Source organism: Agromyces intestinalis (assembly GCF_008365295.1).
Lineage (GTDB): Bacteria > Actinomycetota > Actinomycetes > Actinomycetales > Microbacteriaceae > Agromyces > Agromyces intestinalis.
On the sequence record NZ_CP043505.1, the window covers coordinates 3,598,939 to 3,624,352 of the forward strand.

Sequence of the window (25,414 nt, forward strand, 5' to 3'; positions counted from 1 at the left end):
GCATCCGTGCGTCCGGCGACGACGCGGGCGGCGCCGCGCCCGTGCCCGGAGCCCTTTCACGCCCGGTTCGCCCAGAGCGAAGACGCGCCCGCACCCAAAACGCGCAGGTCCGCCGAACCTGCCGCTGATCGGGTTAGGCTCGGTGCAGACGCCGCAAGAGGGAGGCAGCGATGGCACGCATCGGGGAGAGCGCCGACCTGCTCAAGTGCTCGTTCTGCGGAAAGAGCCAGAAGCAGGTGCAGCAGCTCATCGCCGGCCCGGGCGTCTACATCTGCGACGAGTGCGTCGAGCTGTGCAACGAGATCATCGAGGAGCGACTCGCCGAGGCCAACGAGACCGAGTCGGGCGAGTTCGAACTGCCGAAGCCGAAAGAGATCTTCGCGTTCCTCGAAGAGTACGTGATCGGCCAAGACGATGCGAAGCGCGCGCTCGCGGTCGCCGTCTACAACCACTACAAGCGGGTGCGCGCCCGCACGGCCATCACCTCGGCCGACCACCGCGACGACGTCGAGATCGCGAAGTCGAACATTCTGCTGATCGGGCCGACCGGTTGCGGCAAGACCTATCTCGCGCAGACGTTGGCGAAGCAGCTCAACGTGCCGTTCGCGGTCGCCGACGCGACCGCGCTCACCGAGGCGGGCTACGTCGGCGAAGACGTCGAGAACATCCTGCTGAAGCTCATCCAGGCCGCCGACTACGACGTGAAGCGTGCCGAGACGGGCATCATCTACATCGACGAGGTCGACAAGATCGCCCGCAAGGCCGAGAACCCGTCGATCACGAGGGATGTCTCGGGTGAGGGCGTGCAGCAAGCGCTGCTGAAGATCCTCGAAGGCACGGTCGCCTCGGTGCCGCCACAGGGCGGGCGCAAGCATCCGCACCAGGAGTTCATCCAGATCGACACGACGAACGTGCTGTTCATCGTCGCCGGCGCGTTCGCCGGGCTCGAAGACATCATCTCGTCGCGGGTCGGCAAGCGCGGCATCGGGTTCGGGGCGCCGCTGCACTCGAAACTCGACCACGCCGACCTGTTCTCCGACGTCCTGCCCGAAGACCTGCACAAGTTCGGGCTCATCCCCGAGTTCATCGGCCGCCTCCCCGTGGTGGCGACGGTCTCGCCTCTCGACCGCGACGCGCTGATGGAGATCCTCACCGAGCCGAAGAACGCGCTGGTGCGGCAGTACCAGCGCATGTTCGAGCTCGACGGCGTGCAGCTCGACTTCGACGACGAGGCGCTGCAGGCGATCGCCGATCTCGCGGTGCTACGCCAGACCGGTGCTCGCGGGCTCCGCGCGATCATGGAAGAGGTGCTGGGGCCGATCATGTTCGAGATCCCCTCGTCGACGGGGGTCGCGCGCGTGGTCATCACGAAGGCCGCCGTGCTCGAGAACGCCGCGCCCACGATCGTGCCCCACAAGCCGCGTCGCGCCGAGAAGTCGGCCTGAGCCGAACGAGCGGAACGGCTCGGCCACGACCGACCGGGGGCCTCCGTCAGTCGAAGACGCGCAGCAGTCGCCAGCGGCCGTCGTCGCGCGCGACATCGAACACGTGCGTCTCGCCGTCGTCGGAGCTGGCCTGGAACCGCCAGCCCGAGATCGCCAGCGGCGCACGGCCGGGGGAGACGTCGTGCTCGCTGAACGGCGCCCACCACTCGGCGGGCCCGACGAGAGTCGTCGGCCGATCGGTCACGCGGAACCGTCGGGCGCGCCACACCAGTCGACGCGGCGACCCCGCGTCATCCGTCCAGACCTCGACGTACTCCTGGAGCTGCGGCATGGGCGACCCTCGCATTCGAACACCTGTTCGAATGGTAGCACCGCCCGCAGCGCGCTGGTCAGGCCAGGTCGTCGTCGGGTCGCGCGCCGAAGACGATCTCGTCCCAGCTCGGCATCGACGCCCGACCCTTGCGGCCACGGTTCGACGAGCCGCCGCCGCGACCGCCCCAGAGCGCCCGTGCGGCCGCGCCAGGCTTGTCCTCGGCGGTCGCGGGCTCGGCGTCGGGTTTCGGGTCCGAGGCCGCCCGAGGCGCTGCAGGCGCCTCTGACGACGTGGACGTAGTCGAGGCACCGTTCGTCGTGACGGGGATGGGAAGCGGTGTCTGCTCGTCGGTCACCGCCTCACGTTCTCCTCGGCGGCGACGCAGCGCCTCGAGCAGGTCGGCGGTCTCGCCCTGCGGAGGAGTCGGTTCATCGGCGCGCTTGATCGCCGCGCGGGCGACGGCGGGACTCGAGACCGCGGGTGCGAGCGGTGCCGGACGACCGTACGGCAGCAACTCGGGCTGCGGCGCGGTGTCCTCCTCGCGCTCGGCCGGCCCGTCGTCGAAGTCGAACGCGCCGCTGTCGAACTTCGACGGCTCGGGATCGTTGCCGACCGCGCGCAGGCGCGGGATCATGCCGCCGTCGAGCTCGCGCTGCTGCGACAGCGTGATCGCCTCGGAGTTGACGGGCTGCAACGACTGCCGCTTCGGGTCGAAGGTCCATCGGGCGTCGTGATCGATGGTGTCGGCGGTGAACTCGAGCTTGACGACCCACCCGAGCTCATCGTCTTTCCAGGCCGCCCAACGTTCGGCGTGCGCATCCAGCTTCTGCAGTCGGTCGCGAATGACGGAGCCGAACGACGCGGGTTCCTCGGCCGCCGGGTCGAGGTCGTCGGGCAGGTGCACCGGCACGGCCAGCGCCGACGACACGACGTGTTCGCGTTCGGCGAGCACGGGGCCCTCGAACCTGCGGATGTAGTCGACCGACGCACCGGTCAGACGTGCGATCTCGTCGGCCGACAGGCCGGCGCGGATCTGGGCCTGCACCTCGCGCGGCGAGAGCTTCGGCCCCTGGTTGGCCTCGGGCTGGACCTGGCGGATGCGCGATTGCAGCACCTCGTCGATCTCGATCCGGAAGCGTGCGCCATCCTCGGAGGCGGCCACGAGTGCACCGCCCTCGACTCCGATCACCTTCAGTTCCTGCATCGCGACATGACCTTCCGTGCGGTTCGCTTCCGCCCAAGGATGCCACGTGGCGGCCGCCGTGCCCGGGAATAGCGCGGGCGCGCCGGAAGTTGCACGATCAGCCGGTCGAACCGCCGCGAGGTGGTTTGCCAACGACCGGCTTTTCATGCAAACTATGGCGCGCCGATTCAACGGCGCAGCAACACACGGAACGGATGGGCATGGCAACGGATTACGACGCACCGCGGAAGACCGACGACGAGTCCGAGTCGATCGAGGCCCTCAAGGAGCGCGTTCCCGACAAGATGTCCGGCGTGGTCGACGTCGAGGACGCCGACAATCCCGGCAGCTTCGATCTCGCCGGCGCCGACCTGTCCGACGTGGAGCTCGACGTGGTCGTGCTCCCGCCCCAGGCCGACGAGTTCACCTGCGTGAACTGCTTCCTCGTGAAGCACCGCTCGCAGATCGACCACGAGACCAAGCTCGGGCCGATCTGCCTGGAGTGCGCCTCCTAGGCTTCCGACTCAGCACCGCTCGGCCGTCGTGATCCGTTGATCGCGGCGGCCGCTTCGTTGGGATGCCGCGTCGAGACGAGCCAGTACGGCGTCGGGTCGGCGGGGTCGATGATGGGGATGCGCACGACGGGCTGCACCCACCCGCGGATCACGAGGAACGCGCGGGCGTCGAGCCCGGTGCCGCGCTCGACGCGGGCACGCTCGGGACCGAAGCCGATCGCTTCGCCGGTGAGCGCGAGGTCGATCTGGGCGCGGCCGGCGCGCAGGCGCCCGTCGGCAACCTCGATCACGGGCGCGGTGAGCGTGAGCGCGCCGACGGTGGCGAGGTACATCACGATGCCGGTCACGATGCCGGCGGGCAGCGAGACCGGTGCGAGCACCAGGATGCCGGCGGGCACCAGGAGCAGGCTGACGAGGTAGATCCAGGGCGTCGGCCACAGCCGTTCGCGGTAGTCGGGCATGGCTCTATTCGACCAGACTTCTGCACTACCCTCGAACGGTGACCGATTCCGTCGAGGTGCTCATCACGGCCGACCGCGTGCCGACGTACGCCCACCCGGGCGATGCCGGCGCCGATCTGCACGCCGCCGAATCACTGGTGCTGCAGCCGGGGGAGCGCGCGACGGTGGGCACGGGGGTGTCCATCGCGCTGCCCGACGGCTACGTCGCCTTCGTGGTTCCGCGTTCGGGGCTCGCGTTCAAGCACGGCATCACGATCGTGAACGCGCCGGGCACCGTCGACGCCGGGTACCGCGGTGAGATCAAGGTCGCACTGCTGAACACCGACCGCACCGAGCCGTACGCCATCGAGGCGGGCGACCGCATCGCCCAGGTCGTGGTGATGCCGGTGTCGCGGGCGCGGTTCATCGAGGTGGAACGGCTGCCGGGCAGCCACCGTGGCGAGGGGGGATTCGGCTCGACCGGTTTCGGGGAGCATGCAAAGGAAGTGAACGCGTGAGCGATATCGAGAACGTGGCGGGCTCGGAGCCCCTCGCAGAACAGCCCAAGTCGGCTCCGGCCGACCGGGCGACCGCAGGTCCGCTCGACGAGTCCGAGGCCAATCCGGTGCGGCCGTACGTCGACCTGGGCGGGGTGAAGGTGCTGCCCCGCGAGGGCCTGCACCTGCGCCTCGAGGTGGAGGAGGGGTCCAAGCGCGTCGTCGCGGTCGGACTCGACTACGCCAACTCCACCCTGCAGGTGCAGCCGTTCGCGGCACCGCGATCGAGCGGGTTGTGGCACGAGATCCGGCTGCAGATCGCCGAGCAGATCGCGCGGCAGGGCGGCACGACGACGGTGCGCGAGGGTGCATTCGGTCCCGAACTGCTCGCCCAGGTTCCGGTTGCGGCCACCGATTCGGCCCCCGGCCACATGCGGCTGGCGCGATTCGTCGGCGTCGACGGTCCGCGGTGGTTCCTCCGCGGTGTCATCGCGGGCGAGGCGGCGGTCGAGCCGAACGCGGCCGCTCAGGTCGAAGACCTCTTCCGCTCGATCGTCGTGGTGCGCGGCACCACCCCCATGCCCCCGCGCGACCTCATTCCGCTCCGCATGCCGACCGGCGCCGCCGGCGGCCCGGTGCGCTAGCGGGTCCGCATGGCCGACGACGAGATCCGGCCGGGGACGGCGGATGCCTCATCCGAATCGCAGCCCGCGCGCGAGCCCGATCCCAAGGCCGAGTTGGCCAAGCAGTTCCAGGAGGCGGCCGAGCGATCGGGCCTGGGGGCGCTCGCACGCGACGAGAAGCTGAGCGCGCGCGACGTGCTCGGTGCGGTCGGCGGTGTGCGCGGCATCCTCGAGGCCTTGCTGCCCGGCCTCGTCTTCCTCGTCGTCTACTCGGTGCTGACGAGCTTCGCCGGGCAGGACTCGCAGCAGGCGCTCGTCCCGGCGCTCGCCTCGTCGGTCGGTCTCGCGGTCGTCTTCACGATCGCGCGCGTCGTCGTGAAAGGGCAACCGACGCAGGCCATCGCGGGCCTGGTCGGAGTGCTGCTGTCGGCCGCGCTCGCACTGTGGACCGGCGACGCGCGCGACAACTACGTACTCGGGTTCATCACGAACGCCGCATACGCGATCGGCCTCGGGGTGTCGATGCTCGTGAAGTGGCCGGTCGTCGGCCTCGTCGTCGGGTTTCTCACCGGCGAGGGCACGGCGTGGCGCCGCGATCGACGCGAGTATCGCATCGCCCAGTTCCTCACCCTCGTATGGACCGGCTTCTTCGTGGCGCGGCTCGTGGTGCAGGTGCCGCTCTACCTCGCCGACAACGTGCCCGCGCTCGGCGCGACGCGACTGTTGATGGGCGTGCCGCTGTACGCGCTCATGCTCGTCTTCACGTGGCTCGTCGTGCGCGCCACCCGGCGGTCGGCCGGCAACGCCACCGAGTGATAGAGTTATCTCGACATCAAGATAAATCATCGACGTCTCGGCCCCGGCCGCGAGGCATCCGCTTAGGCTAGCCTTGCTGGAAACGCGCCTGTCTGACGACGCATGATCGAGGTGTCCGCCGTGCCGCGCAGGCGGACCCCGCGAAGGAGAGGACATCGTGTCTGCAGTGAACAGTTTCGGGGCGAAGGACACGCTCCAGGTCGGCGAGAAGGCCTATGAGATCTTCCGCATCGACACCGTCCCCGGTTACGAGAAGCTCCCGTTCAGCCTGAAGGTGCTGCTCGAGAACCTGCTCCGCACCGAGGACGGCGCCAACGTCACCAAGCAGCAGATCGAGGCCCTCGGCTCGTGGGTGCCCAGTGCTGAGCCCGACACCGAGATCCAGTTCACGCCTGCGCGCGTGGTCATGCAGGACTTCACCGGCGTGCCCTGCATCGTCGACCTCGCGACCATGCGCGAGGCGGTGACCGCCCTCGGCGGCGACCCGAACAAGATCAACCCGCTCTCGCCTGCCGAGATGGTCATCGACCACTCGGTCATCGCCGACCTGTTCGGCACCGAGAACGCGCTCGAGCGCAACGTCGAGATCGAGTACGAGCGCAACGGCGAGCGCTACCAGTTCCTTCGCTGGGGCCAGACCGCGTTCGACGACTTCAAGGTCGTGCCGCCCGGTACCGGCATCGTGCACCAGGTCAACATCGAGCATCTGGCCAAGGTCGTCTACGACCGCGAGGTCGACGGCGTGCTCCGCGCCTACCCCGACACGTGCGTCGGCACCGACTCGCACACCACCATGGTGAACGGCCTCGGCGTGCTCGGCTGGGGCGTGGGCGGCATCGAGGCCGAGGCCGCGATGCTCGGCCAGCCCGTGTCGATGCTCATCCCGCGGGTCGTGGGCTTCAAGCTCACCGGCGAGATCCCCGCCGGCGTGACCGCGACCGACGTGGTGCTCACGATCACCGACATGCTGCGCAAGCACGGCGTGGTCGGCAAGTTCGTCGAGTTCTACGGCGCCGGCGTCGCGTCGGTGCCGCTCGCCAACCGCGCCACCATCGGCAACATGAGCCCCGAGTTCGGCTCGACCGCCGCGATCTTCCCGATCGACGACGTCACGCTCGACTACCTGCGACTCACGGGCCGCGACGAGCAGACCGTCGCCCTCGTCGAGGCGTACGCGAAGGAGCAGACGCTCTGGCACGACGCCGACCACGAGCCCAACTTCAGCGAGTACATGGAGCTCGACCTCGGCACGGTCGTGCCGTCGATCGCCGGCCCGAAGCGCCCGCAAGACCGCATCCTCCTCTCCGAGGCGAAGACGCAGTTCGAGCAGGACATCCTGAACTACACGACGCCGACGACCTCGCACGACATCGTCGACCTCGAGTCGAAGCACTCGTTCCCGGCCTCCGACCCGGGTGCGGTGCCCGGCGACGAAGAGCCCGACACCCGCGAGGTGCACATCTCGAGCGGAGCGCCCGCGGCGGCGTCCAAGCCGGTCAAGGTCACCCCGCCCGAGGGCAGCCCGTACATCCTCGACAACGGTGCGGTCACCCTCGCGGCGATCACCTCGTGCACCAACACGTCGAACCCCTCGGTCATGATCGCGGCGGGCCTGCTCGCCAAGAAGGCGGTCGACAAGGGCCTGAAGCGCAAGCCGTGGGTCAAGACCACGCTCGGCCCGGGCTCGAAGGTCGTCACCGACTACTACGAGAAGTCGGGCCTCGACAAGGCGCTCGAGGGCCTCGACTTCTACACCGTCGGCTACGGCTGCACGATCTGCATCGGCAACTCGGGTCCGCTGATCGAAGAGGTCTCGACCGCGATCAACGACAACGACCTCGCCGTCACCGCGGTGCTCTCGGGCAACCGCAACTTCGAGGGCCGCATCAGCCCCGACGTGAAGATGAACTACCTCGCCTCCCCGCCGCTCGTGGTCGCGTATGCGCTGGCCGGCTCGATGCACTTCGACTTCGAGACCGACACGCTCGGCAAGGACCTCGAGGGCAACGACGTCTACCTGAAGGACATCTGGCCCTCGCCCGACGAGGTGCAGGAGATCATCGACTCCTCGATCTCGCGCGACCAGTTCATCACGCAGTACGCCACCGTCTTCGACGGCGACGACCGCTGGAAGAACCTCCCGACGCCGACCGGCCCGGTCTTCGAGTGGGACGCGAACTCGACCTACGTGCGCAAGGCGCCGTACTTCGAGGGCATGCAGATGGAGCTCACTCCCGTGGCCGACATCTCGGGCGCGCGCGTCATGGCGACCCTCGGCGACTCGGTCACGACCGACCACATCTCGCCTGCGGGCAGCATCAAGGCCGGCACCCCGGCCGCGCAGTACCTCACCGAGCACGGTGTCGCCCAGAAGGACTTCAACTCCTTCGGCTCGCGCCGCGGCAACCACGAGGTGATGATTCGCGGCACGTTCGCGAACATCCGCCTGAAGAACGAGCTCGTGGCGGCGGTCAACGACGGGCAGGTCGTCGAGGGCGGCTACACCCGCGACTTCACCAAGCCCGACGGCCCGCAGTCGTTCATCTACGACGCGTGCATGAACTACCAGGCCCAGGGCACGCCGCTGGTCGTGTTCGGCGGCAAGGAGTACGGTTCGGGTTCATCCCGAGACTGGGCGGCCAAGGGCACGAGCCTGCTGGGCGTCAAGGCGGTCATCACCGAGAGCTTCGAGCGCATCCACCGCTCGAACCTGATCGGCATGGGCGTCGTCCCGCTGCAGTTCCCCGCCGGCGAGAGCTGGAAGTCGCTCGGCCTCGACGGCACCGAGATCGTGTCGATCACGGGCCTCGAGCAGCTGAACGAGGGCATCACGCCGAAGACCGTGCGCGTCGTCGCCGAGCCGAGCGAGTTCTCGGCCGAGGGCAAGCAGACCGTCGAGTTCGACGCGGTCGTGCGCATCGACACGCCGGGTGAGGCCGACTACTACCGCAACGGCGGCATCCTGCAGTACGTGCTCCGTTCACTGGTCTGAGTTCCGATCCCGTGACGGCGAGGCCGGGCCCGTGCGGGCCCGGCCTCGCCGCATGCCGGTCGCGTAGAATCGATGGCGCTCCGACGGAGCTCCGGAAAGGCGGTGGCGATGACCCTCCTCGAGACGATCGCCGGTCCTCGCGACCTCGACGCACTCACGAGGGAGCAGCTCGACCGACTCGCCGACGAGATCCGCGAGCACCTCGTTCGCAACGTCGCCAAGACCGGCGGGCACCTGGGGCCGAACCTCGGGGTGGTCGAGATGACGATCGCGATCCACCGGGTCTTCGAATCGCCGAAAGACGCGATCGTCTTCGACACGGGGCATCAGTCGTACGTGCACAAGCTGCTCACGGGCCGGCAGGACTTCTCCACCCTGCGCCAGACGGGGGGTCTCTCGGGGTACCCGCAGCGCACCGAGTCCGAGCACGACATCGTCGAGTCCTCGCACGCCTCCAGCTCGCTGAGCTGGGCCGACGGCATCTCGAAGGCGTTCGAGATGACCGGCCAGGACGACCGTCACGTCGTCGCGGTGGTCGGCGACGGCGCGCTGACCGGCGGCATGACGTGGGAGGCGCTGAACAACATCTCCGACGACAACACCCGCAACCTGGTCATCGTGGTGAACGACAACGGGCGTTCGTACGCGCCGACCATCGGCGGCATGGCGCGGTTCCTCAACTCGGTGCGCACCAACCGCTCCTACCGCAACCTGCACCTTTCGAGCAGCCGGGCGTTCGAGAAGCTCGGATCCCCGGCGAAGGCGCTGTACCGCGGCGTTCGCGGCGGTCTGCACGGCTTCCTGTCCCGGTTCAGCGGCAATGAAGCGCTCTACTCGAACCTCGACATCAAGTACGTCGGCCCGGTTGACGGGCACGACGAACACGCCATGGAGTCGGCGCTGCGCCAGGCCAAGAACTACGGCGCGCCGGTGATCGTGCACGCGATCACCGAGAAGGGGCGCGGCTACGAGCCGGCGCTGCGAGACGTGGCCGACCAGTTCCACGCCGTCGGGCAGATCGACCCCGAGACGGGCGAGTCGCTCGAGACCTCGGGCGCAACGAGCTGGACGAGCGTGTTCAGCGACGCCCTGGTCGCCCTCGCCGAACGCAACCCGAGCCTTGTCGGTATCACGGCGGCGATGCTGCGCCCGACCGGGCTGCACCGGTTCGCCGAACGCTTCCCCGAGCGGGTCTTCGATGTCGGCATCGCCGAGCAGCATGCGGTCACGAGCGCGGCCGGGCTCGCGTTCGGCGGGTTGCATCCCGTCGTCGCGGTCTATGCGACGTTCATGAACCGCGCGTTCGATCAGGTGCTGATGGATGTCGCGCTGCACCGTGCGGGCGTCACGTTCGTGCTGGACCGGGCCGGCGTGACCGGCCCCGACGGCCCGAGCCACCACGGCGTCTGGGACCTGGCGATCCTGCAGGTCGTGCCCGGCATCCGCATCGCCGCTCCGCGCGACTCGGTGCGGCTCGTCGAAGAGCTCGGCGAGGCCGTGGCCGTCGACGACGCTCCGACCGTGCTGCGCTTCCCGAAGGGGGCGGTCGGCGTCGAGTTTCCGGCGGTGCGGCGCACCGACGACGGGGTCGACGTCCTCGTCGAGTCCGACCGCCGCGACGTGCTGCTCGTCACCGTCGGCCCGATGGCCGGCATCGGTCTCGAAGTTGCCGAACGCCTCGAAGCGCAGGGCATCGGCGCGACCGTCGTCGACCCGCGCTGGGTGGTGCCGGTTCCACGTAGCGTCGTCGACCTGGCGGCCGCCCATCGCATCGTCGTGAGCCTCGAGGACGGCGTGCGCGTGGGCGGCATCGGCACCCGCATCCGGCAAGACCTGCGCGGGGCGAACGTCGACACCGCGGTGACCGAGCTTGGCCTGCCCGACGAGTTCCTCGATCACGGCTCGCGTGGCGACATCCTCGAGCGGGTCGGGCTCACCCCGCAGCAGATCGCGCAGGATGTCACGGCGATGGTGCTGGGCACGAAGCTGCCGCACGCCCGCGGCGCCTCGGGCGACACGGGCGCGCAGCCGATCATCGAGCACGCGAAGAAGTAGGCGTCACCCGTCGGCGGCCGCCTCGGTGATCTCATCCGCGGGCGGGGTGATCGGCGCGGGCCGCGTGCGGAGGATCGCGCCGTGCCGTCCGAGCGCGACCGAGATCGCCGACGCCGCGACGAACGGCGCCGCGGGCATCGTCATCGCCGCCAAAGCGGCCGAGCTGGTCGAGGGCCACAGCACGGCGAACGTCGCCCAGGTCATGGCGATGCCGAGGACCGTGCCGTAGACGCCGAACGCGACGACGTGCGCCGAGGCGGATCCGACGCGTCGAAGGCTCCACCCGAGCAGCCAGGCGGGCGGCGCACCCGCGAGGAGCGCCGCGATCGACGCGGGCAGCACGTAGAGCGGCCACCCGAAGATGAGCGCGAGCGGGAGGGCCCCCAATCCCGACGAGCCCGACAGGCCGAGGTACAGCAGCAGCGCGGGCACCGCGAGGAGCAGGAACCACCCCCACGCACCGAACGCACCGCGAGTGAACTCGCCGAAGGTGAACGCCATCGGCTCGTCGGGCGTCCTGGGGTCGATCCGGCCGTACCGCCGGTCGAGTTGGTCGCTCATGCCCGCACCTCGCCGACGAGGTCGAGCAGTTCCCGCAGCGGTGCGCGCAGGAACGGCACGCGTACGAGCGGCAGCGCGGTCTTCAGCAGTCGCAGCCCGCGGTCGACGAGTCGTCGGCTTCGCTCCTGCCCGGGGGAGCGGTCGTAGACCCAGAACAGGGCCAGCAGCAGGTGCGCGAGCACGAGTGCGTCGGGCAGTCGCTCGGCGAACTCGTCGGGCAACTGCTGCGAGCTACCGGTCACCGCGGTCGCGAACAGCTCGCGCACGATACCGAGCGCGGGCGCCGAGTCGGCGGACAGCGGGTTGATGGGGGAGCGCGGCGAGACCGCGGCGGACAGGAACTCGGGCGCGAACGGATGGAACGGCCCCAGCCCGTCGAGCCCGGTGAGGAAGACGATCCGAAGCCGCTCGACGAGGTCGTCGGTATCCGCGAGGAGAGGCAGGGCCGCGGCCCGGTGCGACTCCTGCACGTCGAGGTAGAGCTCTTGCACGAGGTGATGCTTCGACGGGAAGTGGTAGTGGGTGGTGCCCACCGACAGACCGGCCTCGTCGGCGATGAGCCGGATCGTCGTCGCGTCGTAGCCGCGCTCGCGGAACGAGCGCAGGGCGATCTCGCGCAGCTGCGCGCGGGTGCGTTCGCGCTTCGGCGGCGGGGCATGCGTCTCAGAACTGAACATGTTCAGAAACTAGCACCGGTGTGGCGCCGACACAACGACGGAGGGCCCGTGACGAGGTCACGGGCCCTCCGGGAGATGGTGCGATTACGCGCCGACGCCGCGGATCACCGGGTGGTGGAACGTGTCGCCGAACGCGCGCTCGGAGGCACCGACGCGGTCGAGATACGGCGTCGCTCCGCCGGCCTGGAACGGCCAGCCGGCGCCGAGCACCAGGCACAAGTCGATGTCCTCGGCCGCAGCGACGACCTGCTCGTCGAGCATGAGCTTGATCTCGCGGGCCAGCTCGTCCTCGACGCGGCGCAGGATCGTCGCCTCGTCGACCGGCGTCTTGCCGATCGTGATGGCCTTCTTCGCGTCCTTCGTGAGGTCGGTGACCTTGCCGTGCTTGTCCTTCTCGACGACGGGGCCGCTGAGCTTCGCGAGCGCGTGCAGGTTCTCAGACGAGTAGAACCGCTCGGGGAACTCGCGCACCATCGTGTCCTGCACGTGCGCGGCGACCGCCCAGCCGACGAGGTCGATGAGCTCGAACGGGCCCATCGGCAGGCCGATCGGCGCGAGCGCCTTCTCGACGACAGGCACCGGGGTGCCCTCGTCGACGGCGCGCGCCGCTTCGCCCATGACCTTCGCGAGCAGCCGGTTCACCACGAAGCCCGGGGCATCCGCCGTGAGCACCGCGCTCTTGCGCAGCTTCGCCGCGGTCGCGAACGCGGTCGCGAGGGTCTCGTCGTCGGTCTTCGGCGCCTTCACGATCTCGAGCAGCGGCATGACCGCGACCGGGTTGAAGAAGTGGAATCCGACCAGACGCTCGGGGTGCGCCAGGTTCGCACCGATCTGCTCGACCGACAACGACGACGTGTTCGTCGCGAGGATCGCTGTCTCGGAGAGGTGCGGCTCGACTTCGGCGAACACCTGCTGCTTCACCGCGAGGTCTTCGAAGACCGCCTCGATGACCCAGTCGCAGTCGGCGAAGTCGGCCTTGTCGGTCGTGCCCGAGACCAGCGCGCGCAGACGATTCGCCTCGTCGGCGTCGATGCGGCCCTTCTCTTCGAGCTTGCCGATCTCGGTGCGGATGGAGTCGAGGCCCTTGTCGACGCGCGCCTGGTCGAGGTCGGTGATGACCACCGGCACCTGCAGGCGGCGCACGAACAGCAGCGCGAACTGGCTCGCCATGAGCCCGGCGCCGATGATGCCGACCTTCGTGACCTTGCGGGCCAGCGACTTGTCGGGTGCGCCGGCGGGTCGCTTCGCGCGCTTCTGCACGAGGTTGAAGGCGTAGATGGATGCCACGAACTGGTCGCCCGACACGAGGTCGGCCAGCGCCTCGTCCTCGCGCTCGAAGCCCTCGGCCTTGGTGCCGCTCTTGGCGGCCTTCAGCAGGTCGAGCGCCCGGTACGGCGACTTGGCCGTGGTGCCGAGCTTGCCCTCGATCGCCTTGCGGGCGATGCCGATGGCGACGTCCCACTTGGCGAGCTTCTCGAGCTTGCCGGGCGCGTTCGGGCGCTTCACCGTCACCGACCCGCTGAGCACGCCGTCGGCCCACTTCAGCGATTCCTCGAGGAAGTTCACCGGGGCGAACATGGCGTCCGCCATGCCGAGGTCGTACGCCTCCTTCGCCTTCAGCATGCGGTTGTTCTTCAGCGGGTTCTCGACGACGACCTTCAGCGCGTTCTCGATGCCGATGAGGTTCGGCAGCAGGTACGCCCCGCCCCAGCCCGGGATGATCCCGAGGAACACCTCGGGCAGGGCGATCGCCGGCGCCGAGGCATCCAGGGTGCGGTAGTCGCTGTTCAGCGCGATCTCGACCCCGCCGCCGAGCGCGAGCCCGTTGATGAAGCAGAACGACGGCACGCCGAGCTCGCCGAGCTTGCCGAGCACGAAGTGACCGAGCTGACCCATCTTCAGCGCGATGTCGCGGCTCGGGATCTCGCCGACCTTCGAGAGGTCGGCGCCGGCGGCGAGGAAGTACGGCTTGCCCGTGATCGCGACGGCCTGGATCTCGCCGGCAGCGGCGCGCGCCTTCAGCTCGTCGAGCTTCTCGTTCAGCTCGAGCAGCGTCACGGGGCCGAGCGTCGACGGGCGCGTGTGGTCGCGACCGTTGTCGAGGGTGATGAGGGCCAGCGTCTTGCCCGAGGCGAGGCGGATGTCGCGCACGTACGAGTGCGTGACGACCTCGTCGCCCTCGAATGCGGCCGCCAGGTCGGAGAAGTCGATCTTCGAGTAGTCGGTCATCGCGCTCAACGGCCCTTTCCGTAGTGCTTGTGGTGCGGGTTCTCCCAGATGACCGAGCCGCCCTGGCCGAGGCCCACGCACATCGCGGTGAGGCCGTAGCGAACCTCGGGGTGCTGCTGGAACTGGCGGGCGAGCTGGGTCATGAGGCGAACGCCCGACGCGGCGAGCGGGTGGCCGATCGCGATCGCGCCGCCCCACGGGTTGACTCGGGGGTCGTCGTCGGCGATGCCGAAGTGGTCGAGGAAGCTCAGCACCTGCACCGCGAACGCCTCGTTGAGCTCGAAGAGGCCGATGTCCTCGATCTTCAGGCCCGCGTTCTTCAGCGCGCGCTCGGTCGAGGGGATCGGGCCGATGCCCATCACCTCGGGCTCGACGCCGGCGAAGCCGAAGCTCACCATGCGCATCTTGGCGGTGAGGCCGAGCTCCTTCACGGCGGTCCCGCTGGCGAGGATCGCAGCGGTGGCGCCGTCGGTCAGCGGCGACGCATTGCCCGCGGTCACGCGGCCGTGCGGGCGGAACGGGGTCTTCAGCGTGGCGAGACCCTCGAGCGTGGTCTCGGGGCGACGGCCCTCGTCTTCGGTGGCGAGACCCCAGCCCTGCTCGGTGCGCAGCGCGACCGGTACGAGGTCGGGCTGGATGTCGCCGCGATCGTAGGCGGCCTGCACCTTCTGCTGGCTCAGCATGCCGAACCGGTCGCTGCGCTCCTTGGTGAGCTCGGGGAACCGGTCGTGCAGCCGCTCGGCCGTGTTGCCCATGTTGAGGGCATCGGGGGCGACGAGCTTCTCGGCGACGAACCGCGGGTTGGGGTCGGCGCCCTCGCCCATCGGGTGGTGGCCCATGTGCTCGACGCCGCCGGCGATGACGACGTCGTACTGGCCGAAGGCGATGCCCGAGCCCGAGGTGGTCACCGCGGTCATCGCGCCGGCGCACATGCGGTCGATCGCGTAGCCGGGCGTCGTCATCGGCAAGCCCGCGAGGATCGCGGCCGAACGGCCGAGGGTCAGCCCCTGGTCGCCCGTCTGCGTCGTCGCGGCGATGGCGACCTCGTCGACCCGCTCCTTCGGCAGATTCGGGTTTCGCTCGAGAAGTCCGGTGATCGCCTTGACGACCAGGTCGTCGGCCCGGGTGTTCCAGTACATGCCCTTTTCGCCGGCCCGCCCGAACGGGGTTCGGACCCCGTCGACGAATACGACGTCAGCTCGTTCAGCCACGCTGCAGCTCCCTTTCGGATGAGGATCGCCCCCGATCCTACGGACGCGGCTTGAAGCGGCCTGAATCGCTTGCCGGAACCTACGAAGCGGCGCCCGTCGCGTCTTCCACGGATTGTGCGGCGGTCACAAACGCGTCGGCGATTATCTGTGCGGTCGCGTCAATCTGCCATGGGCGCGCGCCGAGGTCGGCGAGTGCGGCTCGAATGCCTTCGACCGATGCGTCGACGGGCGGCTTCCACGCGACACGGCGCAGATGGTCGGGGGTCAGCAGGTTCTCGACCGGCATGCCGAATCGCTCGGCCGCGTCGACCACGGCCTGCTTGGCGAGCCGGAGGCGGGCGTCGGCATCGGGATGCCTCGCGGCCCACGCGCGGGGCGGCGGCAGCGCGTCGCTCGGCACCCGCGCCGGCGGCAGGTCGGCGGCGTGCAAGCCGGCGTCGACGGCGGCCCACCAGCGATCGAGCTCGGAACGGCTCGCCCGCCCGGTGAACTCCTTGAGGTCGGCGAGCGCGCGCCGGGTTCCGGGCAGGTTGCGGGCGACCGCGACGATCGAGGCATCGGGCACCAGCCTGCCCGGCGCGATGTCGAGCTCGATCGCGCGGGCGTCGCGGGCCAGCCACAGTTCGCGTGCGACCGCCAGATTGCGTCCGGATCGCAACGCGTGAATGCCCGAGAGGCGCCGCCAGGGATCGGCGGCCGGGGGCTTCGGCTCGCGGTGCAGCACGGCGTCGAACTCCTGACCCGCGATCTCGTGCTTGCCGGCCTCGACGAGTCGCTCGCCGAGCTGGTCGCGCAGGTCGATCAGGAGTTCGACGTCGAGCGCGGCGTACGTGAGCCACGGCTGAGGGAGCGGCCGAGTCGACCAGTCGGCCGCCGAGTGCTCTTTCGCGAGTTTGACGCCGAGCAGCTCCTCGACGACGGTCGCGAGCCCGACCCGAGGCATCCCGAGCAGTCTCGCAGCGAGTTCGGTGTCGAAGATGCTCGACGGGTCGAGCCCGACCTCGCGCAGACAGGCCAGGTCTTGACTGGCGGCGTGGAGCACCCACTCCTCGCCGCCGATCGCGTCGGCCAGGGGAGCGAAGTCGGAGATCTCGGTCGGGTCGAACAGGAATGTGCCCGACCCGCGGCGGAACATCTGGATGAGATAGGCGCGCTGCGAGTAGCGGAACCCACTCGCGCGTTCGGCGTCGACGCCCACCGGTCCGTCGCCGTCGGCCAGGTGCGCCACGGCATCGGCGAACGCGTCGTCGGACGCGATCACCCGGAATTCATCCACGTTTCCTCCGTCTGGGTAGGGCGGTCACCCCTTCCGAGCGGGGCGGGAGCCCCGCGAGCATGCACAGGAGCTCGCTCCAGCCTTCCACATGCGGCGCGATCTCGGCATCGAGCGGCGACCACGACGCGCGCAGCTCGAGCTGCGCGCCATCGGACTGCCGGGCGAGTTCGCCGTACCCCGTCGAAAGGATCTTCGTCGCCGTTCCCGATGCTGCGATGTACCGGGCGCCGCGGGCGTCGAGCGCGTCCACGAGCCACGACCACGCCACGTCGGCGACGAACGGATCGAGGCCGATGTCAGTCTCGAGCGGAGCCTGCGCGAAGCACACGACGCGGAAGCGCCCGCCCCAGGCCTCCTGGCCGTCGGGGTCGTGCAGCAGCACGAATCGGCCGGTACCGAGTTCGGAGTCGTCGCCGTGCCCGCTCAGCGAGACGTCGCCCGCCAGGGCGACCGCGTCCGGCGCGAGCGAGCCCGGCGCGGGGATCTCCTCCACACGCAGCTCGGGCCTCGGCGCGGCCGCACGGAGGGACGTGAGTGCGGCCTCGAACTCGTGTGACTGGGGTGTCGCTCGGTCGGGCACGTGTGCAGACTAGAGTCTCGGTCAGGGCGCGGGCAGGCGGCGCGCCGGGCCGCCTCGATGCGGCCGGCGACGAGGGGAGCGGATTCGGATGACGCGGGGCAGGTCACGACTCGGACGCGGTGAAGACGCCCGATCGGCTGTGGCCACGGCTGCTGCGGCGGCCGGTCTGGTCGTCGCCGGAGTCACCGCCGCCACGGCCGCCGCCGCGGCGGTCGTGACCGTGCTGATGGCTCGACGGGTCGTGACGCCGGTGGCCGTGCGCGACGAGGATGTGCGCGTCGTATCGGTCGACCTCGCCGCCGGCGAGATCCGGCTGGAGTCGAGTCCCGAGTCGGCGATGACGGGTCGGTACGGGTTCTGGTTCGACCGGGAGTCCGGGCATGCCCGCCTCGGCGATGTGCTGGCCGACGACGGCCGGACGGTGCGCCGCGCGGTGCCCTCGGTCGACTTCGGCCGGCTTGACCGCGCCCGGCGCGGCCGGATGAACGGCTGGTACTACCTCGGCCCGTGGGAACTCGGGCACCGATACGAGAACGTGCTGGTCGAGACCGCACTCGGGCCGGCGCCGGCCTGGCACATCCCCGCCGAGACGCCCGGCCCCAACTGGATCGTGCAGGTGCACGGTCGCGGCGCGAAGCGGCACGAGGCGCTGCGCGCCGTCGACACCGCGCGCGAGGCCGGCTGGGACTCGCTGCTCGTCTCGTACCGCAACGACGGCGAGGCCCCCGACAGCGTCGATCGCCGCTACGGGCTCGGCGGCACCGAGTGGGCCGACGTCGTCGCCGCGGTGCGGTACGCAGTCGAGCACGGCGCCGAGCGCGTCGTGCTGATGGGTTGGTCGATGGGCGGGGCCATCTCGCTGCAGGCGGTGCTGCGCTCCGACGAGGTGCGCGAGCGGCTGGTCGGCATCGTGCTCGACTCGCCCGCGATCGACTGGAGCGACATCCTGCGCTTCCAGGGCACCCTGCAGCGGCTCCCGCACCCGATCGGCGACCTGACGACGCGCCTGCTCGGCACCGACGCCGCGGTGATGCTCACCGGCCTCGCCGCGCCCATCGACCTCGAGGGGCTCGACGTGATCGCGCACGCCGACGAACTCGACGTGCCGATGCTGCTCATGCACAGCGTCGACGACGGGTTCGTGCCGATCGACGGCTCGCGACGGCTCGCCGCCGCCCGCCCCGACCTCGTCGACTTCGAGGTGTTCGAGGGCGCCCGGCACACGAAGCTCTGGAACCACGACCCCGAGCGGTGGATGGCACTGCTGCGTCGCTTCCTCGACCGGCAGGCCGACGCGGCGCCGGCCGAGGACCTCATCGACGACGAGATCGTCGGCTGAGACCCGGGCGGGGGAGCGAGGTCAGGCCGCGGCGCGTTCGCCGACCTGGCGCTTGACCCGGCCGAGCATGCCCGTCATGCCGCGCACCCGCAGCGGTGAGACGGCGGCGGCCAGCCCGAGCGACTGCGGATAGTCGGCCGGCACCGCGAGCACCTCGTCGGCCGTGAGCCCGTCGAGCCCCTGCGCCAGGATCGAGGCGAAGCCGCGCGTCGTCGGCGCCTCGGCGGGCGCCGTTGCGTACACGTGCACGCGCCCGTCGGTCACCTCGACGAAGATGAACACGGGCGACTGGCATTCGATCACGCGCTCGAACAGGTCGGGATGGTCGCGGTAGCGCTCGGGCAGCTCGGGGAGCTCGTTCGAGAACTCGAGCAGCAGCTGCAGGCGGTCGCGCACCTCGAGCGCGAGGAACTCGTCCCGGATCTCGGCGAGCGGGGCGGGCAGCGTGGCATCCGACGTGGCATCCATCACGTCGATTCTCCCATGCCGCGCGAAGCGACCGACCGCACCGCCGCCCGGCTCACGGCTGCGTTCAGCGCGTCGGAAGCTCGCCGCGGTCGGCGCCGGTGACGATCGGCACGCGCACGGCGCTGCCCCACTCGGTCCACGAGCCGTCGTAGTTGCGCACCTTCTCGAAGCCGAGCAGGTGCGTGAGCACAAACCAGGTGTGGCTCGACCGCTCGCCGATGCGGCAGTACGCGATGACCTCGTCGCCGTCTTCGAGTCCGACCTCGTCACGGTAGATGGCGTCGAGGTCGGCGCGCGTCTTGAAGGTGCCGTCGCCGGCGGCGGCGCGCGCCCACGGCACGGACGCCGCGGTGGGGATGTGACCGGCGCGCAGCGTGCCCTCCTCGGGGTAGGCCGGGGCGGTGGTGCGCTCGCCCGAGTACTCCTCGGGGGAGCGGACGTCGATGAGCGGGTTGCCGAGGTGAGCGAGCACGTCCTCCTTGAAGGCGCGGATCGCCACGTCGTCGCGCTCGACCACCGGGTACTCGACGGGGGTGACCTCGGCGACCTCGGTCGTGATGGGGCGGCCCTCGGCGATCCACAGGTCGCGGCCGCCGTCGAGCAGGCGCACGTCCTCGTGTCCGAACAGCGTGAACACCCAGAGCGCGTACGCGGCCCACCAGTTGTTCTTGTCGCCGTAGATGACGACCGTGGTGTCGCGGGCGATGCCCTTCGAGCCCAGCAGGGCGGCGAACTGCTCGCCCGAGAGGTAGTCGCGCACGACCGGGTCGTTGAGGTCGGTGTGCCAGTCGATCTTGACCGCGCCGGGGATGTGGCCCGTCTCGTAGAGCAGCACGTCTTCATCGGACTCGACCACGACCAGTCCCGGCGTGCCGAGGCGTTCGGCGAGCCAGGCGGTGCTCACGAGCCGTTCGGGGTGGGCGTACTCGGCGAACTTGGCGGCGGAATCGAACTCGACGGACATGGCTCCTCCTGGGGATCGCCCGGGTGATCGGGAAGTTCGGAGCGGACTAGGCTGGGTCCGTCCCCCCACGAATCTACGCGGCGCACCGGTCGACGCCACCGGTCCCGTCACGCGCTGCAACACGGGAGTCCACCGACACATGAGCTCATCAGCGGCCGCCGGCCCCATCCGCCTCGTCGACCGCAACCCGGTGATCAGCGCCGCCGAGCTCGCCTCCGAGCTCACGCCGCCGCCGCAGTTCGAGCACGCGTCGTTCGACTCGTATCGGCCCGACCCCGATTTCCCGTCGCAGCAGGCTGCCCTCGAGCGGTTGAAGGAGTTCGCAGGCGCGTGGCGTGCGGCCCAACGGCCCGGCGGATTCTTCTCGCGTCGACGCCCGGCGCGCATCGAATTGCCGGGCGTCTATCTCGACGGCGGCTTCGGTGTCGGCAAGACGCACCTGCTCGCCGCACTCTGGCACGTCGCGCACGGGCCGAAGTACTTCGGCACGTTCATCGAATACACCGCCTTGGTCGGCGCGCTCGGCTACGCGGGCGCGCTCGAGCTGCTGCGCGGCGCCCGCCTCATCTGCATCGACGAGTTCGAGCTGGATGACCCGGGCGACACGATGCTCATGACGCGTCTGCTCGGCGAGCTCATGGCGAGCGGCACCCGGGTCGCCGCCACCAGCAACACGCCGCCGAACGCGCTCGGCGAGGGGCGGTTCGCCGCCGCCGACTTCCTCCGCGAGATCCACGCGCTGAGCTCGAACTTCGAGACACTGCGCATCGACGGGCTCGACTACCGCCGCCGCGACACCGACGGCCGCGCCGCGGTGGTCGAGGGCGACGGCGCCGTCGAGCGCATGGCCGTCTCGCTCGCCGTGCGCGGGCACCGGGTCTCGCTCGACGGGTTCGACGCGCTCGTCGCCCACCTGGCGACGGTGCATCCGTCGAAGTACGTGAAGCTCATCGGCGGCGTCGAGTTCATCGCGCTCGACGGCGTCCACGAGCTGCACGACCAGAACGCCGCGCTGCGGCTCGTGGCCTTCATCGACCGTGTCTACGACGCCGAGGTGCCGATCATCCAGGGCGGGGTGCCGCTCGATCAGGTGTTCGACGACGAGATGATGGCCGGCGGCTACCGCAAGAAGTACCTGCGCGCCATGAGCCGCATGATCGCACTCACGACCGGCGAGCTGCCGCCGCACGACTGAGCGCCGCGGCATCCGCAACCTGCTCCCACCGGATTCCCGGGCGATCCTGCGCACCCGGAAACAGATTCGTTACACAACGCCGATTCTCGTAACCGACCAGAAACGAACGCGGCATCCTCGCCGAAACCTCACCGGCCCATTCTGAACCCGTACCCGAGACCGGCTCCCGCCCCTCGAGTACGCCCCCTGCAGAACTCGAGGTGTGAGGAAAACGTATGGATACCGGAAGCATCGCATGGGCGATCACTGCAACGGCGCTCGTGCTGTTCATGACGCCCGGTCTCGCCTTCTTCTACGGCGGACTCGTGAAAGCGAAGAGCGTCGTCAGCATGATGATGATGAGCTTCGGAGCACTCGCGCTCGTCGGCGTGCTGTGGGTGCTCTACGGCTACAACATGAGCGCCGTCGGCGGCACCTGGGAGTTCGCGGGCAACCCGTTCTCGGACTTCGCACTCAGCTCGCTGGCGACCGGTGAGACGGCCAACACCGACCTGATCGGCGTCGCGTTCGGCGCCACGTTCGCGATCATCACCGTCGCGCTCATCTCGGGCGCGATTGCCGACCGTGCCAAGTTCGGCTCGTGGCTGGTCTTCGCCGGCGTGTGGGCCACGCTCGTCTACTTCCCGGTCGCGGCCTGGGTCTGGGGCGGCGGCTGGATCCTCAACCTCGGTGACACGCTCGGCCTGCCGGCCGTCATCGACTACGCGGGCGGTACCGCGGTGCACATCAACGCGGGTGCCGCGGCTCTCGCCCTGGCCATCGTGCTCGGCAAGCGCGTCGGGTTCCAGAAGGGCATGGACAAGCCCCACAACGTGCCGCTGACCCTGCTCGGCGCGTCGGTGCTCTGGTTCGGATGGTTCGGCTTCAACGCGGGCGCGGAGTTCCTCAACGAGCTCGCCAACACCGGCCTCATCGTGCTCAACACGCTCGGCGCGACCGCTGCGGCCATCATCGGCTGGCTGATCGTCGAGAAGCTGAAGGACGGCAAGCCCACCGCTGTCGGCGCGGCCTCGGGCGCCGTCGCGGGCCTCGTGGCGATCACCCCGTCGTGTGCGAACCTCGAGCCCGGCTGGGCGCTGCTGCTCGGTATCATCGCGGGTGCCATCAGCGCCCTGGCGGTGGAGCTGAAGTTCAAGCTCGGCTTCGACGACTCGCTCGACGTCGTGGGCATCCACCTCGTCGCCGGCTTCATCGGAACGCTGTACCTGGGCTTCTTCGCCATCGACACGGGCCTCTTCACCGGTGGCGACCTCGGTCAGCTGTCCGTGCAGGCGATCGCGGCGTTCGCGGTGGCGATCTACTCCTTCGTGATCGCCTTCGTGCTCGGGTTCGCGATCGAGAAGACGATCGGGTTCCGCGTGAAGAACGAGGACGAGATCGCCGGCATCGACACCGTCGTGCACGGCGAGGAGGGCTACAAGCTCGAGACGGTGTAGCCCCGTCCGACACCGCGAGGGCGGTGGGGATAGTGTGCCGGTGTGCCGAACACCAGCCGCTTCCTCACCGCCCTTCGGCGTGTCATCCGTTCGGCGGGTCGGCCCGCATCGCAGGGAGCGGGTGATGCGAAGCCAACGGATGCCTCGAAGCCGGCGTCGAGCGCGCAGCGCTCGCCGGTCGACGAGACGGATGCTTCGCCCGGCCGCTTCGGCGACGACGCGACGCTCGAGATCGATCCCGACCGGCTGCGCGGCGTGCGCCTGTCGTACGCGCCCGACCGCGACGGGGACCCCGACCCGGGCGAGGTGGTGTGGACGTGGGTGCCGTACGCGGAGCGGGACGGTCGCGGCAAGGACCGCCCGGTCGTGATCGTCGCGGCCGGTCGAAACGGGGACTACCTCGCAGTGGAATTGACGAGCAAGCCGCACGACGGCCACCGCGACTACCTCGCACTCGGCTCGGGTGGCTGGGACGCCGAGGGGCGACCCAGCTGGGCGCGCATCGACCGGGTCTTCCGGGTGCGCACCGGCGGGATGCGCCGAGAGGCCGCCGGGCTCGACGCGGCGCGTTACGCACAGCTCACCCAGGCGTTGCAGGAGCGCTACGGCTGGAGTTGAACGGGGCCAGTGCTGCCGCCCACACGAATCCTTGCCTCCCCGGACCACTGACGATACGGTGACGAGCGTCGGCGGGACTGGAGGGGGACAGTCGTGCGGAGGATCGGATCGATACTGGCGCTGGCCGCTCTCGCGGTGCTCGGCGCGGCTCCTGCGGCTGGCGCGGCCGAGGGGGATCCGACGGGGCGCCCGTGGGAGGTCGCCGCGACTGTGTACGTGCCCGGGCAGGAGGCCTTCGAGGCGACCGGAGCCCTGGGATTCCTGAACACGGGTGACGGTTCGATCCAGCAGATGCCGTTCGACTACCTGCCGTACGGCATCGCGTACGCGCCCGACGCGCGCACGCTCTACACCGTCGGCTTCTCGGTCGGCCGCGGCGGACCGGGGGTCTTCGCCGCCCACGATGCGTCGACGGGTGAGCTGCTCTGGGCCACGATCCCAGGAGAAGCGGGCGAGGCTGCGTCGTGGTACATGAGCGTCGCGCTGACCCCCGACGGCGCCCTCGCCATGACGACCGGGAGGGGCGAAGCCAGGATCGACCTCGCCACGCAGGCGGTCGAGCGGTTCTCGGCCTGCGCCGAGTCGATCGCGTCGGGGGTGGCGATCACGCCCGACGGTCGCACGGCATGGTTCGTCTGCGCGGCACCGGGAACTCCTTCGGGTGCGGAATTGCGGGCGTTCGATGTGGCGACGCTCGAACTCGTTGGGTCGATGCAGATTCCCTCCGCCGACGTGGCGGCGATCGCGATCACCCCGGACGGTGCGACGGCGGTGCTCGCCGGGTCGGCGAGATGGCCCTCGCAACAGGTCGTGCGCGTCGAGCTCGCCACCGGCGAACTCACCGCGCTCGACCAGCACACCGACGGCACGATCTCCATCTCGCCCGACGGCACGCGGGCGTACGTCGGCACTGCGAGCGAACTCCCCGCCGCGGAGCCGAACCCGAGCGTGATCGCGCTGCCCGACGCGGTGGCTCCCCACGCCGAACCCGGCGCGGGAGCCCTGCACGCGATCGACGTCGCGGCGATGACCATCCCGGTCTCGTCCGCATTCGCCAACTACGACGCGAATCCGGTCGTCACCCCCGACGGCGCTCGCATCCACGCCGTGACGTACGAGCAGGTGGAGGGGACACCGATCAGCGGGATCTCGACCCGAGACGCAGGTTCGTTGGCCGGGCTCGCGGAGACGCCCCTCGACGGGATCGGGGTGCACGTGGCCGTCACGCCGGATCAGGCCCCCGTCGCGCGGCTCACCGCCAGCGAACCGCATTCGCCGGTGACCTTCGATGCGTCGGCGTCGTCGGTCGAGTTCGGAACCATCGCCGAGTACGCCTGGGACTTCGGCGACGGCACGACCACCGTCACGTCGACCCCCGTGGTGCAGCACGAGTACGCGTCGGCCGGGCAGTACACGGCGACGGTGCGGCTGACGAGCTCGGGCGGCACCTCGACCGAGGATGTCTTCACCGGGCAGCAGTTGCTGCGCAACGGCGACCCGTCGGCGATCGCAACGGTCGTCGTGACGGTGCCGCGCACGCTGCCGGCGACCGGATTCGACGGTGCGTGGATCGCGGCGGTGGCCGCAGCGCTGCTGTTCATCGGTGCGATCGCGTTGGTCGCGACGCAGCGCCGGCGCGCACGTCGCTGAACCGGACGGAACACGAAGGCCCCGGCGTGATGCCGGGGCCTTCGTGATGGTGGGCGATGCCGGGCTCGAACCGACGACCTCTTCCGTGTGAAGGAAGCGCGCTACCAGCTGCGCCAATCGCCCATCAGGATTCGCGGCCGACTCGCGTCGGCCGCCTGAACGATCGTAGCCGATCGCGAGGGCCGAATGCACATCGAGGGAGCCTCGCGTCCTGCGGTCCCGACGAGGTACGCAATTCAGGGCCGCGCACGGCGTGTCGGCCGCTGTCGGTGCCGCGCATCCGCCCGACACGCCTCCGGACTTGAATTGCGTGCCGGGCGACACGCCCGGG

At 70.0% G+C, this 25,414-nt stretch carries 23 protein-coding genes and 1 tRNA gene; 12 read left to right on the forward strand and 12 right to left on the reverse strand.

The annotated features are described in order from the left end of the window. Positions 1-170 precede the first annotated feature (170 nt). Complete coding sequence (gene clpX, locus FLP10_RS16400) at positions 171-1,445, forward strand: ATP-dependent Clp protease ATP-binding subunit ClpX (RefSeq protein ID WP_149161836.1); 1,275 nt, start codon at positions 171-173, stop codon at positions 1,443-1,445. 46 nt (positions 1,446-1,491) lie between these two features. On the opposite strand, the gene FLP10_RS16405 is transcribed toward clpX, so the two are convergent. Together FLP10_RS16405 and sepH are read right to left on the reverse strand one after the other, a co-directional pair. Then, entirely contained in the window at positions 1,492-1,776 is a 285-nt protein-coding gene (locus FLP10_RS16405) for a hypothetical protein (RefSeq protein ID WP_149161837.1), read from the reverse strand. Between the two features lie 58 nt (positions 1,777-1,834). Further along, a complete protein-coding gene (sepH, locus tag FLP10_RS16410) occupies positions 1,835-2,962 on the reverse strand; it encodes a septation protein SepH (RefSeq protein WP_149161838.1) in 1,128 nt (375 codons plus the stop codon). Positions 2,963-3,162: 200 nt separating this feature from the next. Between sepH and FLP10_RS16415 the strand changes: the two genes are divergently transcribed. Beyond that, a complete protein-coding gene (locus tag FLP10_RS16415; protein WP_149161839.1) occupies positions 3,163-3,456 on the forward strand; it encodes a DUF4193 domain-containing protein in 294 nt (97 codons plus the stop codon). On the opposite strand, the gene FLP10_RS16420 is transcribed toward FLP10_RS16415, so the two are convergent. Next, on the reverse strand, positions 3,453-3,917 hold the full coding sequence (locus FLP10_RS16420) for a DUF3093 domain-containing protein (RefSeq protein ID WP_149161840.1): 465 nt from the start codon (positions 3,915-3,917) through the stop codon (positions 3,453-3,455). The genes FLP10_RS16415 and FLP10_RS16420 overlap by 4 nt on opposite strands. A 38-nt stretch (positions 3,918-3,955) precedes the next feature. Between FLP10_RS16420 and dut the strand changes: the two genes are divergently transcribed. From dut to dxs, 5 genes are all read left to right on the forward strand, one after another. Further along, positions 3,956-4,414 (forward strand): dUTP diphosphatase, encoded by a 459-nt coding sequence (gene dut, locus FLP10_RS16425; protein ID WP_149161841.1) that lies wholly within the window; start codon positions 3,956-3,958, stop codon positions 4,412-4,414. Then, on the forward strand, positions 4,411-5,037 hold the full coding sequence (locus FLP10_RS16430; RefSeq protein ID WP_210418431.1) for a DUF3710 domain-containing protein: 627 nt from the start codon (positions 4,411-4,413) through the stop codon (positions 5,035-5,037). Before dut ends, FLP10_RS16430 begins: the two co-directional genes overlap by 4 nt. Before the next feature lie 9 nt (positions 5,038-5,046). Then, entirely contained in the window at positions 5,047-5,832 is a 786-nt protein-coding gene (locus tag FLP10_RS16435; RefSeq protein ID WP_149161843.1) for a DUF3159 domain-containing protein, read from the forward strand. A 157-nt stretch (positions 5,833-5,989) separates the two neighbouring features. Continuing rightward, a complete protein-coding gene (acnA, locus tag FLP10_RS16440; protein WP_149161844.1) occupies positions 5,990-8,824 on the forward strand; it encodes an aconitate hydratase AcnA in 2,835 nt (944 codons plus the stop codon). 108 nt (positions 8,825-8,932) lie between these two features. Then, positions 8,933-10,879, forward strand: coding sequence for a 1-deoxy-D-xylulose-5-phosphate synthase (dxs, locus tag FLP10_RS16445; RefSeq protein WP_149161845.1), 1,947 nt, complete (start codon positions 8,933-8,935; stop codon positions 10,877-10,879). 3 nt (positions 10,880-10,882) lie between these two features. Here the strand turns inward: dxs and FLP10_RS16450 are convergent, their stop codons facing one another. From FLP10_RS16450 to FLP10_RS16475, 6 genes are all read right to left on the reverse strand, one after another. After that, complete coding sequence (locus tag FLP10_RS16450) at positions 10,883-11,440, reverse strand: hypothetical protein (RefSeq protein WP_149161846.1); 558 nt, start codon at positions 11,438-11,440, stop codon at positions 10,883-10,885. Beyond that, complete coding sequence (locus tag FLP10_RS16455; protein WP_149161847.1) at positions 11,437-12,117, reverse strand: TetR/AcrR family transcriptional regulator; 681 nt, start codon at positions 12,115-12,117, stop codon at positions 11,437-11,439. The genes FLP10_RS16450 and FLP10_RS16455 overlap by 4 nt, the downstream gene beginning before the upstream one ends. Positions 12,118-12,201: 84 nt before the next feature. Further along, on the reverse strand, positions 12,202-14,346 hold the full coding sequence (locus FLP10_RS16460) for a 3-hydroxyacyl-CoA dehydrogenase NAD-binding domain-containing protein (protein ID WP_149162319.1): 2,145 nt from the start codon (positions 14,344-14,346) through the stop codon (positions 12,202-12,204). Positions 14,347-14,351: 5 nt separating this feature from the next. Beyond that, entirely contained in the window at positions 14,352-15,557 is a 1,206-nt protein-coding gene (locus tag FLP10_RS16465) for a thiolase family protein (RefSeq protein ID WP_149161848.1), read from the reverse strand. 79 nt (positions 15,558-15,636) lie between these two features. Continuing rightward, positions 15,637-16,833 carry a ribonuclease D gene (locus tag FLP10_RS16470; RefSeq protein ID WP_246150063.1) on the reverse strand — a complete coding sequence of 399 codons (1,197 nt, stop codon included), beginning with the start codon at positions 16,831-16,833 and terminating at the stop codon, positions 15,637-15,639. Beyond that, a complete protein-coding gene (locus tag FLP10_RS16475) occupies positions 16,826-17,413 on the reverse strand; it encodes a DUF3000 domain-containing protein (RefSeq protein WP_149161849.1) in 588 nt (195 codons plus the stop codon). Before FLP10_RS16475 ends, FLP10_RS16470 begins: the two co-directional genes overlap by 8 nt. Positions 17,414-17,552: 139 nt before the next feature. Between FLP10_RS16475 and FLP10_RS16480 the strand changes: the two genes are divergently transcribed. Continuing rightward, complete coding sequence (locus FLP10_RS16480; protein ID WP_168209221.1) at positions 17,553-18,752, forward strand: alpha/beta hydrolase family protein; 1,200 nt, start codon at positions 17,553-17,555, stop codon at positions 18,750-18,752. A gap of 21 nt (positions 18,753-18,773) precedes the next feature. Here FLP10_RS16480 and FLP10_RS16485 read toward each other — a convergent pair whose 3' ends face one another. Then, a complete protein-coding gene (locus FLP10_RS16485; protein ID WP_149161851.1) occupies positions 18,774-19,220 on the reverse strand; it encodes a SufE family protein in 447 nt (148 codons plus the stop codon). Positions 19,221-19,284: 64 nt separating this feature from the next. Next, positions 19,285-20,184, reverse strand: coding sequence for a sulfurtransferase (locus FLP10_RS16490; RefSeq protein ID WP_149161852.1), 900 nt, complete (start codon positions 20,182-20,184; stop codon positions 19,285-19,287). A 139-nt stretch (positions 20,185-20,323) separates the two neighbouring features. Here FLP10_RS16490 and zapE point away from each other — a divergent pair, with 139 nt between their 5' ends. The 4 genes from zapE (at position 20,324) to FLP10_RS16510 (ending at position 25,083) form a co-directional block, all read left to right on the forward strand. Then, positions 20,324-21,379 carry a cell division protein ZapE gene (gene zapE / locus FLP10_RS16495; protein WP_149161853.1) on the forward strand — a complete coding sequence of 352 codons (1,056 nt, stop codon included), beginning with the start codon at positions 20,324-20,326 and terminating at the stop codon, positions 21,377-21,379. A 215-nt stretch (positions 21,380-21,594) separates the two neighbouring features. Further along, positions 21,595-22,815: an ammonium transporter gene (locus FLP10_RS16500; RefSeq protein WP_149161854.1), complete on the forward strand. Its 1,221-nt coding sequence runs from the start codon at positions 21,595-21,597 to the stop codon at positions 22,813-22,815. Positions 22,816-22,857: 42 nt separating this feature from the next. Further along, positions 22,858-23,433 (forward strand): type II toxin-antitoxin system PemK/MazF family toxin, encoded by a 576-nt coding sequence (locus tag FLP10_RS16505; RefSeq protein ID WP_212392672.1) that lies wholly within the window; start codon positions 22,858-22,860, stop codon positions 23,431-23,433. Between the two features lie 93 nt (positions 23,434-23,526). Next, positions 23,527-25,083 (forward strand): PKD domain-containing protein, encoded by a 1,557-nt coding sequence (locus tag FLP10_RS16510; protein WP_149161855.1) that lies wholly within the window; start codon positions 23,527-23,529, stop codon positions 25,081-25,083. 47 nt (positions 25,084-25,130) lie between these two features. Here FLP10_RS16510 and FLP10_RS16515 read toward each other — a convergent pair. Then, positions 25,131-25,206 (reverse strand) — tRNA-Val (locus FLP10_RS16515). Positions 25,207-25,414: the final 208 nt, after the last annotated feature.